The organism is Exiguobacterium sp. s166 (assembly GCF_018618855.1).
GTDB lineage: Bacteria > Bacillota > Bacilli > Exiguobacteriales > Exiguobacteriaceae > Exiguobacterium_A.
Window position 1 is genome coordinate 23,062 of sequence record NZ_JACSMU010000002.1, and the last position, 15,944, is coordinate 39,005.

Here is a 15,944-nt window from a genome sequence, read left to right on the forward strand (position 1 = left end):
CTCACCAAACCTTCATAGGACAATGCTTCGTTGCAAGACGTGCTCGATAAGAGATATAACATCCACACTTTAAACAGGTATCATCCTGATGAAACGGACAGGTCGAACACTGACGAAGTCGTTCTTGGTACTCGGCATCCGTAACTTGTTGCATCACTTCTGCATCGATGGTCAACAACCAATCTGTCTCTAGCGCTGTGGGAGAACAAGTCCGACAACGTCGTGTCTCTGCGACCTTCATCTCAGCGAACCGTAAGCGTAATGACGCTCATTGCGGGTACATCAAAAATAAGTTTTCCTTCTTCCGTCAGCTGCACTTCATGATCGCGTGGAGAAACCAGATCAGGTTGTTCGAACGTATTATGGGCATTGAGATGATCTGCTGTTAAAATACGTGCCGATACTTCAGAAATTGTCCCGATACCACGCAAATCAATTTCTACCTTATCGCCGTTCTCGTGATCGAGCTGACAAAGACTGATATGCAACACACCTTCTGCGTCACGAGAAGCTGTTGCATTTATCGCGGGAATGGCTTCCTGTTTAGTGACATAGTCACGTGTAATGGCTGCTAGTTCGACACGTTCAGCATCTTGATGGACACGATACATTTCAAACACGTGATACGTCGGAGTAAGAATGAACTGATCACCTTCCGTCAATATCATCGCCTGAAGCACGTTGACCATTTGTGCAATGTTCGCCATGTGAACACGATCATTGTGCTTATGGAAGATATTGAAGTGAATCGCTGCTACGAGTGCATCACGGATTGAATTTTGTTGATACAAGAAGCCTGGGTTCGTTCCTGGTTCTACATCGAACCATGTTCCCCACTCATCGACGATCAGGCCGACTCGCTTCTCCGGATCATATTGGTCCATAATTTGACCGTGCTTCGTGATCAATTCATCCATGTAATAAGCACGTTTTAATGTGATGAACCACTCGTCTTCTGTGAAATCTAACGCCGATCCTTTACCTAACCAGAAATCACCCGGGATTGTGTAATAGTGAAGGCTGAGTCCGTCCATCATCGTACCTGCTTCACGCATGAGAACCTCTGTCCATTTGTAGTCATCAATATTGGCGCCACCAGCAATCTTGTAGAGCTGATTGCCATCATAGTTTCGTACATAAGTCTGATAGCGGCGATACAGGTCTGCGTAATACTCAGGACGCATGTTTCCACCACAACCCCAGTTCTCGTTGCCGACGCCGAAGTATGTAAGCGACCACGGTTCCGTGCGACCATTCTCCTGACGCCAGTTCGCCATCGGTGACTCTCCGTTGAATGTCATGTATTCGACCCACTCAGACATTTCTTGAACCGTTCCACTTCCGACGTTCCCACAGATATATGGCTCGCATTCGAGTAGTTCACAGAGACGCATGAATTCATGTGTCCCAAAATGATTGTTTTCGACAACGCCACCCCAATGCGTGTTGACCATCCGTTTTCGGTTCTCGTTCGGTCCGATTCCATCTTTCCAATGGTATTCATCAGCAAAGCAACCGCCAGGCCAACGCAAGACAGGAATACTCAATTTCTTCAGCGCCGCTAACACGTCATTCCGAATGCCATCCGTGTTTGGGATGTGCGATTCCGGACCGACCCAGAGACCTTCATAGATGCAACGTCCGAGGTGTTCCGCGAAGTGCCCATAGATATGCTTGCTGATTTTGCCTCTCGGTAGATCCGCATTGACGATCAGTTGTGTTGTCGCTTCTTTTGTCTTCAGTGTTGATTTAATGAGTTGGTTATTCATAATATCTCCTCCATGAAAAGGGACCTGATCAGGTCCCGATAGATTATGGTCGATAATACAGCTCGTTCCAGCGTAATTCATTATTGAACCTGACTGTCTCCGTTTGTTCGTCGATGACAGCAATTTCGACATTGAGAAGTTCCGCAAAGTCGCGCAGTTGGTCTGTTGTGACTTCATAAGAGTAACAAGTATGATGAGCGCCTCCAGCTTGAATCCAGTTTTCAACGGCCTGAGCCATCGACGGTTGTGTTTTCCAAAGAACACGTGCAACTGGTAAGTTCGACATTTCTTCATCAGGTTGGATTCCTTCCACCGTGTTGACTAGAAGGCGGAAGCGATGTCCTAGATCAATCAGACTGGCATTAAGTGCCTTACCGTTCTGTCCTTCGAATACCATTCGCGCCGGTGCCTCCCGATCTCCGATGCCGAGCGGATGTACCTCGATTCGTGGCTTGTCTACAGCAATCGTCGGACAGATCTCGAGCATATGTGCACCGAGGACCATCTCGTTTCCAGGCTCAAAGTGGTACGTATAATCTTCCATGAAGGAGGTGCGCTCGTTGCTGGCCATGATCTTCATAAGACGCACTAAAGCCGCTGTCTTCCAGTCCCCTTCTCCCGCAAATCCGTAGCCTTGTTCCATTAAACGTTGAACAGCTAGACCGGGTAATTGCTTGATTCCATGTAAATCTTCGAAAGTTGTAGTGAAAGCTGTGTATTCTCCCGCTTCCAAGAAAGCTTTCATCCCGAGTTCGATGCGTCCTTGGTAGCGAACTGAGGCGAGGAATGCTTCTTCTTTCATTCCTTTATTCGTCAATTCATATCGTGTTTGATATTCTTCCATCAGCTCATCCAACGCTGTCTCCGTCACTGCATCCATGTATGTGACGAGATCCCCAACGCCATAACCGTCAACCGTCCAGCCAAGCCGAATCTGTGCCTCAACTTTATCGCCTTCCGTCACGGCAACATTACGCATGTTGTCACCAAAACGCGCTACCTTCAAGACTTTACTTTCCGCTAAAGCATGGGCGACACTCATCCAAGACGCCATCTTTTGGCGAGTACCTGTATCTTCCCAATGCCCGACTAGCACTTTGCGTTTCACATTCATCCGGCTTGTGATGAAGCCATGTTCTCGATCCCCGTGTGCCGACTGATTGAGGTTCATGAAATCCATATCGATGGCATCCCATGGAATGTCACGGTTGAATTGTGTACCAAAATGAAGCAATGGTTTTTGTAGAACGCGCATCCCACTGATCCACATTTTGGATGGAGAGAAGGTATGCATCCATGTAATGACACCAGCACACGTATCATCTGCATTGGCTTGGAGCATCATCTGCCGAATTTCCTCGGCATTTTTGACGACTCCTTTAAAGACAATCCGATCACGAAAGACGTCGGCTCCGTCTAACCCTGAAACCATTTCTTTTGAATGCGTTTCGACTTGGCGCAGAACATCCTCTCCATAAAGCATCTGGCTTCCTGTTATAAACCAAAATTCATGCGTATTTGCTGTCAACATCTAAAGTCCCCCTAATCTAGCTATGAGCAGGTATTATTTCTGACCGTAATATGCGTTCGCTCCATGCTTCCGCAGATAGTGTTTGTCTAATATGCTTTGTTTGATTGGTGTCAAATTCGGATTCAAGTTCAAGGCATGGATTCCCATCTTTGCTACTTCTTCAAGTACGACGGCATTATGCACTGCTTCATCCGCATCCTTTCCCCAACAGAAGGGAGCATGATTGGCGACAAGCACACCAGGTACAGCAACGGCTTCTAAGTGGAGTTCGCTCAATGTTTCAATAATGACATGTCCCGTCTCTAACTCATAAGCTGCCTCGATTTCTTCATCTGATAGCTCCCGCGTACAAGGAATTTCTCCATAGAAGTAATCAGCATGCGTCGTCCCAAAAGCAGGAATCGATCGTTTTGCTTGGGCCCAGCTCGTCGCCCACGGTGAGTGCGTGTGAACAATGCCCCCAATCTCTGGAAGAGCACGATACAATGCAAGATGAGTCGGTGTATCTGAGGATGGACGCAGTTCACCTTCTACAATATTTCCTTCTAAATCAACGACGACTAAATCTTCTATCGTCAATTGCTCATAGGGCACCCCGCTCGGTTTGATGACAACCAAACCTGTATTGCGATCGATTCCACTGACGTTGCCCCACGTGAACGTAACCAAATCATGTTGAGGTAAAGCTAGATTGGCTTTTAGTACTTCTTCTTTCAATTGACGACTTACCATACGGGTTCCCCCTTCTGACGTGACGCTTCAGCTTTAATTTTTTTCAAACGCTTCATCACATCGTTCTCTCCACGACCGAAATAATCATACAGTTTCGTATACTCAGCGAATAAGGCATCGTACACCTCGACATTTTCTGGAATCGGAACATAGGTCTTGTCCTTCACGCGTCCCATTTTCGTCGCTGCTTCTGTGATCGTGGCATATCCTCCTCGCTCTGCTCCTGCTGCGACGGCACCGAACATTGCAGATCCTAACGCTGGCGTTTGAGAAGAGGCTGAAATTTTGATTTCCATATTCAATACGTCCGCGTAAATTTGCATCATCAGTGTGTTCTTCTCTGCGATTCCACCTGCTGCATAGACTTCGTGTACCGGAACGCCACTTGTCCGAAACGCTTCGACGATGGTTCGTGTTCCATAGGCAGTTGCTTCAATCAGCGCTCGATACATATCCTCCGTTTTTGTGAGCAAGGTGGCTCCAAGCAGTATTCCTGTCAGATTCGTATCGACAAGCGTAGAGCGATTTCCATTCCACCAATCTAGAGCAATCAGACCGTGCTCTCCGACACGCTGTGCTGCCGCCTTGTCTGTCAGGAGTTGATGGATACTCATTCCTTTTAGAGCTGCTTCTTCTATATAGTTGCTTGGCACACAATTTTCAGTGAACCATTCAAAATGATCTCCGACACAGGACTGACCCGCCTCATAGCCCATTAATCCGGGTAGAACGCCATCTTCTACGATTCCACACATACCCGGTACGACTTGTTCGTCTTTTCCAAGCAAGATATGACAGGTGGATGTGCCCATCACCATCAATAATTTACCCGGTTCGGTAATTCCAACGGCTGGTACTGCTACATGCGCATCTACATTCCCTACCGCAACGGCTGTTCCTGGAAGAAGTCCAATCCGAGCGGCGAAAGCTTTCGTTAGTTCACCTGCTTTTGCTCCGATAGGTGAGATGTCGTTGGAGAGTTTCTCTTCCACCACGTTCTCTAGTCGGGGATCCAGCGCTTTAAAGAATGATTTTGAAGGATAGCCTTCTTGTTTATGCCACATTGCTTTGTATCCAGCCGTACAACTATTACGTACAACTTTTCCTGTTAACTGAGAGACCACCCAGTCTGTCGCTTCTAAAATTTCATGTGCTTCCGCATAAATAGTCGGTGCCTCATTTAAGATTTGCCAGACTTTCGGTATCATCCACTCTGATGAAATTTTCCCACCGTAACGTTGCAAGAAGCTTTCTCCACGTTCACTAGCAATCCGGTTCAAAGCATCTGCTTCATCTTGGGCTGCATGATGCTTCCACAACTTTACATAGCTATGTGGGTTTTGTTGATGTTCATCACGGAAACATAACGGATTCAAGTCTTTATCAATCGGTAAAATCGTACATGCAGTAAAATCAATACCAAGACCAATCACTTGATCCGCCAGGACACCTGCTTTTTTTACAACGGATGGTATGGTGACTTCTAACACTTCAAGGTAATCTCGCGGATGCTGGAGTGCCCAATCATGTTCCAAACGCGTTTTTCCATCTGGTAAAAATTTATCCATGACACCATGTGTATACGTTTTGACAGCAGTCGCTACTTCGCGACCTGTTTCTACGTCGATCAAGACCGCTCTACCTGATTGTGTCCCATAGTCAATTCCAATTGTATACTTAGACATTTCATCACCCTACTCCCAAAAAGAATACGCTTACATTTCGGAATAAAAAAATAAAGTGTGTGGGCACTCCTTTTTTTCATCCGGACAATTGATAGAAGTGTGTAGAAAAATAAAATAAAAATAAAAATTTGTACGTATAACTTACAATATGATTGTATCAATTATTTCCAATTAATCAACTATTTTTTCGTAAATAAGGCTATTTTTTTGTTCAAAAAGACTTTTAAGGTTGTTTCAAGACTCTTTCATGTCTATTTTATCACAATTGGTACGTACATGTTGAATTGCGTTCAATAGTTTTAGTTCATTCAGATGACTAATTTAATGATGAACACCATTTGTGTTTGTCTAATTATTCAGAGACTAGACTAGAATTCAAACCAAAGCACACAGTAAGATAGGTTGCTTTTGAATCCGCATTTGATTAGTTGACCCTTCTTACATCAGGTATTCGTTTCAATATATGCTTCTCTTATTCAGCATTGCATTCTTATTTTTCATAAGCGTTTTGCCCAAATAGTAGTTCCATCCTTACTCATACCGGTCATAATTATCGTCGACTTCCAGTTCTCCCAATCCCATGCTGCACCCATTTGCATATCATATGTTTCTTGCCCTACACGAAGTGTAAGCATATGGTTTTTCAGACGCCATGATCCCTTTTCATTTAGTAACTTTCCATTCTTTTTCAACGTCACTTTTTCCGATTTCTGTTGTCCATCATCAAAGCGGGGAAATGTAAGGATGTTCCATTCACCGACCATATGCGCGTCTTTAATTTTAATTTCAGATTCTCCCGCATAGCGTTCAGGTGAGACGACGGGCCAACCGTCTTTTGTCCAGTACACTTTTCGAACTTGCAATTGGGACCAGTAAATATCTTCATTAGGCCGCGCTTGGTGAATGATGAACGTATCTTTCCCATCCTTTAAGAATGCAGCGTGGCCTGTGCCGACGTATCCATCATCTCCTCTAAATTGATAACCACCTATAATCTTCACGCCAGTATCAAACGATTCATCTGATGTATCACGTAAATCACGCCCACGGGAGTCCACATAAGGACCCTTTATCGATTTCGAACGGCCGATTCGAACGTTATATGTATCTTCTAACCATCCATATGAAACCATCAAATAGTAATAACCTGTTTTAGCATTGTAGAGAATTTCCGGCCCTTCGATTCCCATCGTCATATCTTTTCTTTTGGCGAGCAACATACCTTCGTAGGATTCCTTCATGAGCTTACCGTCCTTCGGATCAATCTCCGTCAAGAAAATACCACCAAAGTACGAACCGTACGTCATCCACCACTTACCGTGCTCATCTTGAAGAACGTGTGGATCAATGGCGTTCACCGTCTTTCCATCTCCGTCTTTCGATGCTACGACGACTCCTTTATCTTCCCATGGTCCATCAATGTGCGCAGCGGTCGCTAATCCAATATAAGAAGTACGACTCCCGACTTTGGAGACAGAATAGTACAAGTAAAACTTCCCTGCTATTTTCGTAATGGCTGGAGCCCAGAATGTGTTTCCACCTGTCCAATCAAAGGCTTCTTCTGTTACTTGATCAAATACACGACCCGCGAATTGCCAATGAATAAGGTCTTTTGATTTTCGTATTTGAATCCCAGGTTTTGGTGGACTTCCTACCATATAATCTGTTGAAAAGACGTAATAGGTATCCGCTTCCTTTAGAATGGCACCATCATGCGTAAAGTTGGTCGTCCATTTGTTCTCTTGATGGAGTATTTCAGGTCGTACATCTGAAATCTGTTTTTCAAAAGGTGCTTTTGGTAGTGCCAAACCTTTGATAGATGCACTCGTAGACCACCAAAACAAAAAACTGCCGATCACAAGGATTAACATTGTTATTCCTATCATGATTTTTCTCATACATGTTTCCTCCTTCAATCAAAAGCACCCGCCTTTAATCAAGACGGGTGTTCTTCTCTCTATACACCTCAGCCCTTCACACCAGAAATGGCAATCGACTCGATGATCTGTTTTTGAAATATCATGAAGACGATTAACATCGGGAGTAATGCCACAACGGATGCAGCCATGATTAATGGATAGTCACTTTGAATTGCATAAGATGCATTGAAATTTGCAATAACCAGTTGAAGCGTTTGTTTCTCAGGTGAATTCAGATATAGAATTGGACCTAGATAATCATTCCAAATGGCCATAAACCAAAGAATCAATTGTGCCGCTACAGCGGGCTTGATCAGTGGAAAGATGATTTTATAGAAGATTTGGAAATACGAACAACCATCGATTTTAGCGGCTTCGATAATTGAGTTCGGAATGCTGTTCAAGAATTGACGCAAGAAGAAAATCATGAAGATGTTTCCAAACAATCCAGGTACAATCAGCGGCAGTAATGTATCGACCCATCCAATATTCGAGAACATCATAAACTGTGGAATCATCAGGACCGGGTATGGAATCATGACTGAGGCGAACAAAAGTAGAAAGATTTTATTTTTCCCTCTAAAATTCAATTTAGCAAAAGCGAACGCTGCTAAGCTTGAAGTAAATGTTCCTACGATCGTGACAGACAACGCAACAATTAAACTGTTTGATATCCCTGATAAGAGTGGACCCATATTCCAAATCTCAAAATACTTATTAAACGATATGTCAGTCGGAATCCATACCGGTGGAAGCGAAAATACCTCTTCTTTCGACTTCAAGGATGTCGATACCATCCAAAGTAACGGTGCGATCATGACGACCGCTCCCATCGTTAAGAAGACAAAGACAAAGACATCCGTAATCCGATCCTTTTTCTTTACTGACATCTTCTCCACGTTTTCTTTTTTACGCGTAAGAGCTAACTGCATGGTTATTCTCCTTTCCAAGGTGCTAGTTGCTTAATCGATGTCGAATGATGATTTTTCGTTCATCCGGAATTGAAGTAGCGTGATGATGAAGATAAAGAGACCTAGCACAAGTGCCATCGCCGAAGCATATCCCAACTGGAAGTTCCCGAACGACTTTTGCCAAATATAAAAGACAGCAGAAGCAGAAGAATACTCCGGTCCACCCGTTGGCGTCATGACGTTAATTTCCGTAAAGATTTGAGCACCACCGATAATGTTTGTCACGATAATGAAGAATGTCACAGGCTTGACCATCGGGAGAGTGATGTACCAAAAACAGTGCCACGCATTCGCACCATCTAATTTCGCTGCTTCATAGTAGGATTTAGGTACACTTTGCAATGCCGCCAAATAAAGGAGCATCGTATAGCCTAACCCTTTCCAGATGGCCATGACAATCAATGCTGGTTTGACCGTATTTGTATTTTGTAGCCAATTCGGACCGTCAATACCAATCAGATCTAAGAACTGATTTACTAGACCGTAATCCCCGTTATACGCCCACTGCCATAAAATCGAAACAGCAGCAATAGAGGAAATGACGGGGATGTAGTAAATGACTCGGAAGGTATTCGTGCCAAAAATTCCGCGATTCAGTGCTAAAGCGAGCATGAGAGCGAGTACGATCCCGATTGGAATACCAAGCATCATGAAGAGCGTGTTATACATCGACTTATAGAAATACTCATCTTGGAACAAATTAATGAAGTTCTCTAGACCAATGAATTTCATTTGTCCAAGTCCATTCCAATTGGTGAATGCGCCATAGAAGGAGTACATCAATGGCAATAATGCGAAAAAAAAGAATCCAATGACTGGCGCTGCAACAAACAAGTAGGCATAACGTTGCTCGGTTCGATATAACTTAGAAATCGTTTTTGTTTTCATCGTTCTTCCATCCTTTCCACGTCAAAGGGTCAGGTGGTGATAAACACCACCCTTTCTAAAACCTTTGATCAGTTCGCCTGTTTCTCTTGTGCGATGGCAGCATCCAGCAACTTCTGCATTTTTGGTTGCTCTTTCTTTACATAGTCTTCGACTGATGTTTTACCATCAAGGACAGGTTGGATGTTTTTAAAGAACTCGTCGTACCATTCTGCTGTGTACGTTTTCTCGGCTGGGAAACCACGACCGTAATCATTGATCAAGTCTAAGAACTCTTCTTTGTTCTTTGGTTGGATGGATGTGTCCTCCACCCAGTCTTTTGCAATTTCCATGCTATTTGGCAACTGGACTTGTGCATCGACTAATGCCTGTTGTCCTTCCTGATCAGCCGATAAGTACATGGCTAATTCAGCCGCTTCTTTTTGGTGTTTCGTCGTAGATCCGACACCGATACCGAGCGATCCGACCCAACCAGATGGCTTACCCGTTGATCCCGCTGGCCAAGGAAGTAGATCATACTCAAATTTCAATTGATCTTTGAACGCTGCCATATCCCACGGCCCGACTGGGAAGAACGCGAGTTGCCCCTTCATCCAACGTTGATACGTATCCAGTGTTTGCGTCTCACCGATAGAAGGCGTAATTTTATGTTTCACTTGTTGGTCGACGAAGAATTGCAAGGCTTCGATAAATTTCGGGTCGTCGATCGTCACCTTTGTTCCCTCTTCATTGATCCAATCTGCACCGTTGCTCCAAACGAACGGTTGTAGTGCCCAGTTCGCGTTAAAACCAGTACCATACTGATCCATCTTTCCGTCGCCATTCGTATCTTTCGTCAATTTTTTAGCTACTTTCACAAATTCATCCCATGTATAGGGTTTATCTTTATCCGGAAGTGGAACATTCTCTTTCTCAAACATCGTCTTGTTATAACCAAGTGCAAAAGGTCCTAAGTCCTTCGGTAGCCCGTAAATCGCACCTTTACCAAGGGCTTTTCCATCATAACGGTACTTATCAACACCTTTTTGCCAGATGTCTTCTAATTTGATGTCTTTTGAACCTTCGACGTCTTTTGTAATATCTAATAGCACACCCGAGTTCACATACGCTTTGACTTGCGCTGGATTATAGAAGAAGACGTCAGGTACTTTGCGTCCCGCAATAGCAGATTTTAATTTTGTATCATATTGATCGGGGGCCGTCTGAACCATCGTTACTTTGACATCTTTATGTGCTTCTTCAAATCGCTTAACTGTCGCTTTATAGGCTTTTAATTCTTCAGGATTTCCACGGAACATGAATGTCAGTTCCACTTTTCCATCGGCGCTCTTTCCGTCTCCTGAACAACCAGCAAGTGCGATAGAAGTTGTCATGAGGGCCGTCATCGTTAACGCAAACATCTTTTTTGATTTACGATTCATCGTCAATTCCTCCATTGATTAAGTTTTCGGATTCAAAAAAACTAAGATGTACGTACATATTTAATTAATAAAAAGTAATAGATGTATAACGAAGCCCACACAACATTATACTTAAATCGACTAAAAAGCTTTCATAACGGTAATGAAAGCGTTTTCTACACAACTTGAGTCTATTACATGGATTTGAACATGTCAATTTGATTTTTGTCATTTTTTCCTTTTTTGTACGTACATATATTCAACAAATCTGGTTTATTTCTTTATATTCGTAGCAAACCATACAATTATTTGCTACTATGAAGTTAATATCATGTCTTGTACGGATGAGTTGATACCGGTACAAGAAAGAAAGCAGGGACGCCTCATGGCACAACGTACAAAGTACAGTATGGTCAAAGATCATATTCTTAATTGGATAAATGATGGAACAGTAAAACCAGGCGAAAAAATTCCTCCGGAAAGTGAACTGGTCCACTCTTTCGGAGTAAGTCGACATACGATTCGACAAGCTGTCGGTGAGCTTGTCAATGAAGGCTATCTTTATCGCGAACAAGGTTCAGGAACTTATTGTTCCCATGTGTTACCGAATCCCATTCCGGAAACCATTGAACGAATAAGTAATGGAAAAAACATCGGCGTCATCACGACCTATATGTCAGATTATATTTTTCCCTCCATCATCCGTGGGATAGAATCACACTTAGCCTCTAAAGGTTATACGTTAACCTTATCGTGTACAGATAATGATGTAGAAAGAGAACGTCAATGCCTTGAAATGATGATTGATCGTCAAATCGACGGTTTGATTGTCGAACCAACGAAGAGTAGTAACTATAATCCAAATATTAAGTATTATTTGGAACTAGAACAGCAACATATACCTTACCTCATGATCAACCAGTTCTATTCACAATTGGTACCTGCTCACCTCATAATGGATGACGAAAAAGGTGGATTTTTAGCGGCGGAACATTTGATTAAACTCGGACATGAACGAATCCTAGGTCTATTCAAAACAGATGATTTACAGGGTGTCCATCGAATGAGTGGTTTCATCCGAGCATTTCGTGAATACGGTCTTCCTTTAGAACCAGAGCTGATCGTTACCTATACAACAGAAGACATGGTTCCGAGTTTCTATGACTCGATTGGATATTTTTTTGAGAATGCGGAAGAAAGACCGAGTGGTGTTGTTTGCTACAATGATCAACTTGCATTAAGCGTATTGGATCAGTTACGAAAGTTACATTTATCAGTGCCACAAGATATCTCGCTCGTCGGATATGATGACTCGATTCTTGCGGTCGCGACAGAAGTAAAGCTCACGTCAGTCCTTCATCCTAAGCAAGAATTAGGCCGCGCAGCAGCAGAATGGATTATCGCTGCAGTCGAAAAACAGGAGGCTCCACCCTCTCACATCTATGAACCTGAGCTTATCATTCGGAATTCGACAGCACCCTTCAATCGTCTCGAATCCAAATTAGGTTAATTTTATGGAAATTTCAAGGAGGCCATTATGAATTTAAAACATGAACAAAGTAAATTATTTCAGTTGCTTGAATTCGTCACTGGGCTCGTACAATTAAATTTCATTTTTCTGTTAACCCTATTACCCGTCTTTACGATATTTCCAGCTCTGTATGCTCTGACCTCAGTAGCTCGGCAGTGGTCCATTCATCAAGATTATAGTGTGTTTCGTTCATACGTTCATTTTTTTAAAGAAGCGACGCAACAGCATTTTAAATTCGGAATCGTATGGACGTGTATAGTGTTGTTCTTGATATTCGATTTCTTGATCATTCGTCAGATTGACTCGGGTCAGACTATTCTATTTACGGGTCTCATCGTCGTTAGCTTGGTCTTTTGTGCTCTTTCTCTATTTCTTTTCCCGATTTTGTCACATTTTGAAATGAAAAAAATCGATGTCTTGAAGTTAGCTTTCTTTAGCACTATTCGTTACGTACACGTTTTATTGCTTGCTTTCCTCTTACTAGCAACATTAGCTGTCCTGGCTTATCAATCACCTCTCTACCTATTGTTTGGTTTCTCTTTTATTATGTTTTTTACAACAAAGTTGTATCTTCATCAATTAAATTGTACATTATCGAAAACATAAAAAATGTATTTTTAAATTTTAACGAAGAGAAAAGAAAAATTCCCTTTTTATTGCAATTAGGATAATCTAAATTTATGAGATAACATAAAACACCTCCGATACTAGTACTTTTAAAAGTACTAGTATCGGAGGTGTTTCAGATTGAAGACAAAGTAGTCATTCTTTTCTTTATCAAGAAAAAGCGTTTATTGTTCGCTTCGAATCGTGCATCCTCATCATTTCCTTTAATTGTTTCTCGAATTTCATCCATACTAGGATAGTCCGCAAATACATCGTCGTATAATAGCTCAACATCGTTATCTCGTTTTTCGAGATTTGGTAGTAGTTCTTCAAAAGATTCTGTTACAAAATGTGCAGTCTCGTCAGAGATTTCTAAACACCATACTTTTGGATTTTCAAGTTTTCATCAAAAATCAAAATACCAAGAATAATTCCCTTCATTTTCACCAAATATCATTTTTTCCCCAGCTCAGCCCCATTCTGAACTGAACACTGAATGGGGGCTTTTATCAAGTGTCCACCATTCAAGGTTCAGTTCATCAATCAGGAAGGAGGGGATAATTATGTTCCACCCGAAAAATATAATCACTTCATTATTAATTCCTACCGTTATTTTTCTAATAACCCTCAAATAAGAATTAAATTTTTCACAATACATTTGTGTTTTTATTTTTATCGACCGATGTGAACAGACGTAAAGACAAACTTGTCATACCGGTGCCTCGAAAATGAATACTCGAACGGTTTTCCGTTTCCGAGGAATACCACTTGTTCGACTTCAATCACAGGATCGGTTTCTTCGTTCCCGAGGTATTCACGGTCCCACTGATTCGGTTTGTCCGCGCGAATCATCTTGTGTGAGCTGGTGATCGTATACCCAAGCTCTTCCTGAATGTACCGGTAAATTGAAGTATCCAGAATTTCTTTCGTCAATCCGGTGATCAGGGAAGATGGCATGAACGTATGTTCAATGACATATGGTTCTTCTTCTACGTAACGGACACGTCGAATTTCGTAGACCGGATCCGTCTTTTCGATCATCAGGTGACGCGCAACTTCCGCTTCCGGAAAACGGACCTCGAACTGCAAGACCTCACTCTTGACTGCCCGTTCGCCAAGCAGCTTCGTCAAGCCCTGCGATTCTTTGTTCAATACATTGATTCTTCCCTGCGAAAAGCTCGACGGCAGGATGAACGTTCCTTGTCCTCGTTGCCGGTAGATGATGCCTTCGAGTACTAAGATCTCCAAGGCGCGTTTCATCGTCATCCGGCTGACCTCGAATTCCTCGGCCAATTGAATCTCGTCCGGCATCGCCTCTTCGACATCATAACCTCCGTTAAGAATCCGTTTGCGTAACTCATCTGCGATTTTTTCATATTTTGGTTTCTTTTTTGTAGACATGATTCCACCCCATGTATAGACATATAAGAACAATATAACAAAAAAAGATAATCAGGGCTAGATATACCCTGATTATCTTTCCTCATTTTATGAATCCGTTCTCTTCAATCAAATGCTTGAACCAAAGCCCACTCTTTTTGACCGTTCTCGTCTGACTGGACAGATCTACCCCGACAAAACCATAGCGGTTTTTATAGGCGTTGCTCCATGACCAGTTGTCCATGAACGTCCAGAGATGATACCCTTTGACGTTCGAACCTTCCTGTAAGGCAAGATGCACCCACTTGAGATGCTCCGCGATGAAATCAATCCGGTAATCATCCTGAATGCTTCCGTCCGTATCACGATACCGTTCTTCCCCCTCGACGCCCATGCCGTTCTCCGAAATGAAGCACTCGATGTTTCCATAGTTCTCACGCAAGTTCGTCAAGATGTCATAGACACCCTTCTCGTAGATTTCCCATCCCCGGTGACGGTTCATTTTACGTCCCGGCATCTCATAATAATCGAACAGATGCTCCGGCATGAATGGAGCCGCCGGATTCGGAAGATGCTCCTTCACTTTGATCCGTCTTGGCTGGTAATAGTTGATACCGAGCAGGTCGACCGTATACGTCGCAATCATCTGCCGGTCCGTTTCTTCCATGACCGGTAAAGCGTCCTGTTCTTCTAACAGTTTGACCAATTCCTGCGGGAAGCTGCCTAAGACGGACGGATCCAGGAAGGAGCGGTTGAACAGGATGTCCGCCAAATGAGCAGCTTGGACGTCCGCCTCATTCTGACTTCTCGGATAAGAAGGCGTCAGGTTCAGAATGATACCAATCTTGCCCGCCTGATCTGAATCCTTATACGCCTTGATCGCCAGCGCACTTGACAGGATCGAATGATACGCGACCTGAACGGCTCTTTTGAAGTCCACCACGTTCGGATAGTGGAAATCATATAAATATCCACCCTCGACCGGGACGATCGGTTCGTTATGTGTGAACCATTTCGCCACGCGATCCCCGAACAAATCAAAGCATTTCTTAGCATAGTCGACAAAATGCAGGACGACGTCCCGGCTCTCCCAGCCACCTTTCTGCTGTAACGCAAGCGGCATATCGAAATGATAGAGATTGACGAAAGGTTCAATCCCTGCCTCGATCAGCTCATCGATGACACGATTATAGAAATCCACGGCCAACGGATTGATGTCCCCTTCACCTGTCGGGAACAGCCGGGACCAGGAGATCGACATACGGAAAGAGTTGTGTCCCAGTTCCTTCATCAGGGCGATGTCTTCCTCATACTGATGATAGAAGTTCGAAGCTACCGTTGCCCCAACGCCGTCAAAGAAGCGATTCGGTTCCTGTTCGTACCAATAGTCCCAAATGTTCGGGCCTTTCCCCGCTTCATCAGCGGCACCTTCCATTTGCGTTGCGGAAGCAGCCGTTCCCCACCAAAAGTCAGTCGGGAAGGTATATTTTTTTGTCCGTCCGGTCATATTTTCAATCTGATTCATCGTATGCACA

13 protein-coding genes are annotated in these 15,944 nt (G+C 43.4%); 2 read left to right on the top strand and 11 right to left on the bottom strand.

Annotation, left to right across the window (positions count from 1 at the left end; translation table 11 throughout):
• Position 1: 1 nt before the first annotated feature.
• The 9 genes from KNP93_RS15925 to KNP93_RS04605 form a co-directional block, all read right to left on the bottom strand.
• A complete protein-coding gene (locus KNP93_RS15925; RefSeq protein WP_223146463.1) occupies positions 2-241 on the bottom strand; it encodes a DUF6171 family protein in 240 nt (79 codons plus the stop codon).
• Between the two features lies 1 nt (position 242).
• Positions 243-1,769, bottom strand: a complete 1,527-nt coding sequence (locus KNP93_RS04570) for an alpha-N-arabinofuranosidase (protein WP_131972965.1) — start codon at positions 1,767-1,769, stop codon at positions 243-245.
• Between the two features lie 43 nt (positions 1,770-1,812).
• Positions 1,813-3,300, bottom strand: a complete 1,488-nt coding sequence (araA, locus tag KNP93_RS04575) for an L-arabinose isomerase (protein WP_131972966.1) — start codon at positions 3,298-3,300, stop codon at positions 1,813-1,815.
• Between the two features lie 33 nt (positions 3,301-3,333).
• Positions 3,334-4,032, bottom strand: a complete 699-nt coding sequence (araD, locus tag KNP93_RS04580) for an L-ribulose-5-phosphate 4-epimerase (RefSeq protein ID WP_188004151.1) — start codon at positions 4,030-4,032, stop codon at positions 3,334-3,336.
• Complete coding sequence (gene araB / locus KNP93_RS04585) at positions 4,026-5,717, bottom strand: ribulokinase (RefSeq protein WP_131972968.1); 1,692 nt, start codon at positions 5,715-5,717, stop codon at positions 4,026-4,028. Before araB ends, araD begins: the two co-directional genes overlap by 7 nt.
• Positions 5,718-6,214: 497 nt before the next feature.
• Complete coding sequence (locus KNP93_RS04590; RefSeq protein ID WP_214853556.1) at positions 6,215-7,615, bottom strand: arabinan endo-1,5-alpha-L-arabinosidase; 1,401 nt, start codon at positions 7,613-7,615, stop codon at positions 6,215-6,217.
• 68 nt (positions 7,616-7,683) lie between these two features.
• Positions 7,684-8,526: a carbohydrate ABC transporter permease gene (locus KNP93_RS04595; RefSeq protein WP_131973272.1), complete on the bottom strand. Its 843-nt coding sequence runs from the start codon at positions 8,524-8,526 to the stop codon at positions 7,684-7,686.
• Positions 8,527-8,598: 72 nt separating this feature from the next.
• Positions 8,599-9,495, bottom strand: a complete 897-nt coding sequence (locus KNP93_RS04600) for a carbohydrate ABC transporter permease (RefSeq protein WP_214853559.1) — start codon at positions 9,493-9,495, stop codon at positions 8,599-8,601.
• A gap of 68 nt (positions 9,496-9,563) precedes the next feature.
• Positions 9,564-10,913, bottom strand: a complete 1,350-nt coding sequence (locus tag KNP93_RS04605) for an ABC transporter substrate-binding protein (RefSeq protein WP_214853562.1) — start codon at positions 10,911-10,913, stop codon at positions 9,564-9,566.
• Between the two features lie 364 nt (positions 10,914-11,277).
• Here KNP93_RS04605 and KNP93_RS04610 point away from each other — a divergent pair, with 364 nt between their 5' ends.
• Positions 11,278-12,402, top strand: coding sequence for a GntR family transcriptional regulator (locus tag KNP93_RS04610; RefSeq protein ID WP_214853565.1), 1,125 nt, complete (start codon positions 11,278-11,280; stop codon positions 12,400-12,402).
• Between the two features lie 27 nt (positions 12,403-12,429).
• Positions 12,430-13,029 carry a YesL family protein gene (locus KNP93_RS15860; RefSeq protein WP_188004148.1) on the top strand — a complete coding sequence of 200 codons (600 nt, stop codon included), beginning with the start codon at positions 12,430-12,432 and terminating at the stop codon, positions 13,027-13,029.
• A gap of 672 nt (positions 13,030-13,701) precedes the next feature.
• On the opposite strand, the gene KNP93_RS04620 is transcribed toward KNP93_RS15860, so the two are convergent.
• The gene (locus KNP93_RS04620) at positions 13,702-14,430 is read right to left on the bottom strand and encodes a GntR family transcriptional regulator (RefSeq protein WP_131972974.1); all 729 of its coding nucleotides are present in this window, start codon (positions 14,428-14,430) and stop codon (positions 13,702-13,704) included.
• Between the two features lie 82 nt (positions 14,431-14,512).
• Positions 14,513-15,934: a glycoside hydrolase family 1 protein gene (locus KNP93_RS04625; protein WP_251138663.1), complete on the bottom strand. Its 1,422-nt coding sequence runs from the start codon at positions 15,932-15,934 to the stop codon at positions 14,513-14,515.
• Positions 15,935-15,944 lie beyond the last annotated feature (10 nt).

Excerpts from the sequence above, each read along its gene's own strand:
- KNP93_RS15925 (WP_223146463.1), bottom strand. The coding sequence starts at position 241 with ATGAAGGTCGCAGAGACACGACGTTGTCGGACTTGTTCTCCCACAGCG.
- KNP93_RS04605 (WP_214853562.1), bottom strand. The coding sequence starts at position 10,913 with ATGAATCGTAAATCAAAAAAGATGTTTGCGTTAACGATGACGGCCCTC.
- KNP93_RS04620 (WP_131972974.1), bottom strand. The coding sequence starts at position 14,430 with ATGTCTACAAAAAAGAAACCAAAATATGAAAAAATCGCAGATGAGTTA.
- KNP93_RS04590 (WP_214853556.1), bottom strand. The coding sequence starts at position 7,615 with ATGAGAAAAATCATGATAGGAATAACAATGTTAATCCTTGTGATCGGC.
- araB (WP_131972968.1), bottom strand. The coding sequence starts at position 5,717 with ATGTCTAAGTATACAATTGGAATTGACTATGGGACACAATCAGGTAGA.
- KNP93_RS15860 (WP_188004148.1), top strand. The coding sequence starts at position 12,430 with ATGAATTTAAAACATGAACAAAGTAAATTATTTCAGTTGCTTGAATTC.
- KNP93_RS04625 (WP_251138663.1), bottom strand. The coding sequence starts at position 15,934 with ATGAATCAGATTGAAAATATGACCGGACGGACAAAAAAATATACCTTC.
- araD (WP_188004151.1), bottom strand. The coding sequence starts at position 4,032 with ATGGTAAGTCGTCAATTGAAAGAAGAAGTACTAAAAGCCAATCTAGCT.
- KNP93_RS04610 (WP_214853565.1), top strand. The coding sequence starts at position 11,278 with ATGGCACAACGTACAAAGTACAGTATGGTCAAAGATCATATTCTTAAT.
- araA (WP_131972966.1), bottom strand. The coding sequence starts at position 3,300 with ATGTTGACAGCAAATACGCATGAATTTTGGTTTATAACAGGAAGCCAG.
- KNP93_RS04600 (WP_214853559.1), bottom strand. The coding sequence starts at position 9,495 with ATGAAAACAAAAACGATTTCTAAGTTATATCGAACCGAGCAACGTTAT.
- KNP93_RS04570 (WP_131972965.1), bottom strand. The coding sequence starts at position 1,769 with ATGAATAACCAACTCATTAAATCAACACTGAAGACAAAAGAAGCGACA.
- KNP93_RS04595 (WP_131973272.1), bottom strand. The coding sequence starts at position 8,526 with ATGTCAGTAAAGAAAAAGGATCGGATTACGGATGTCTTTGTCTTTGTC.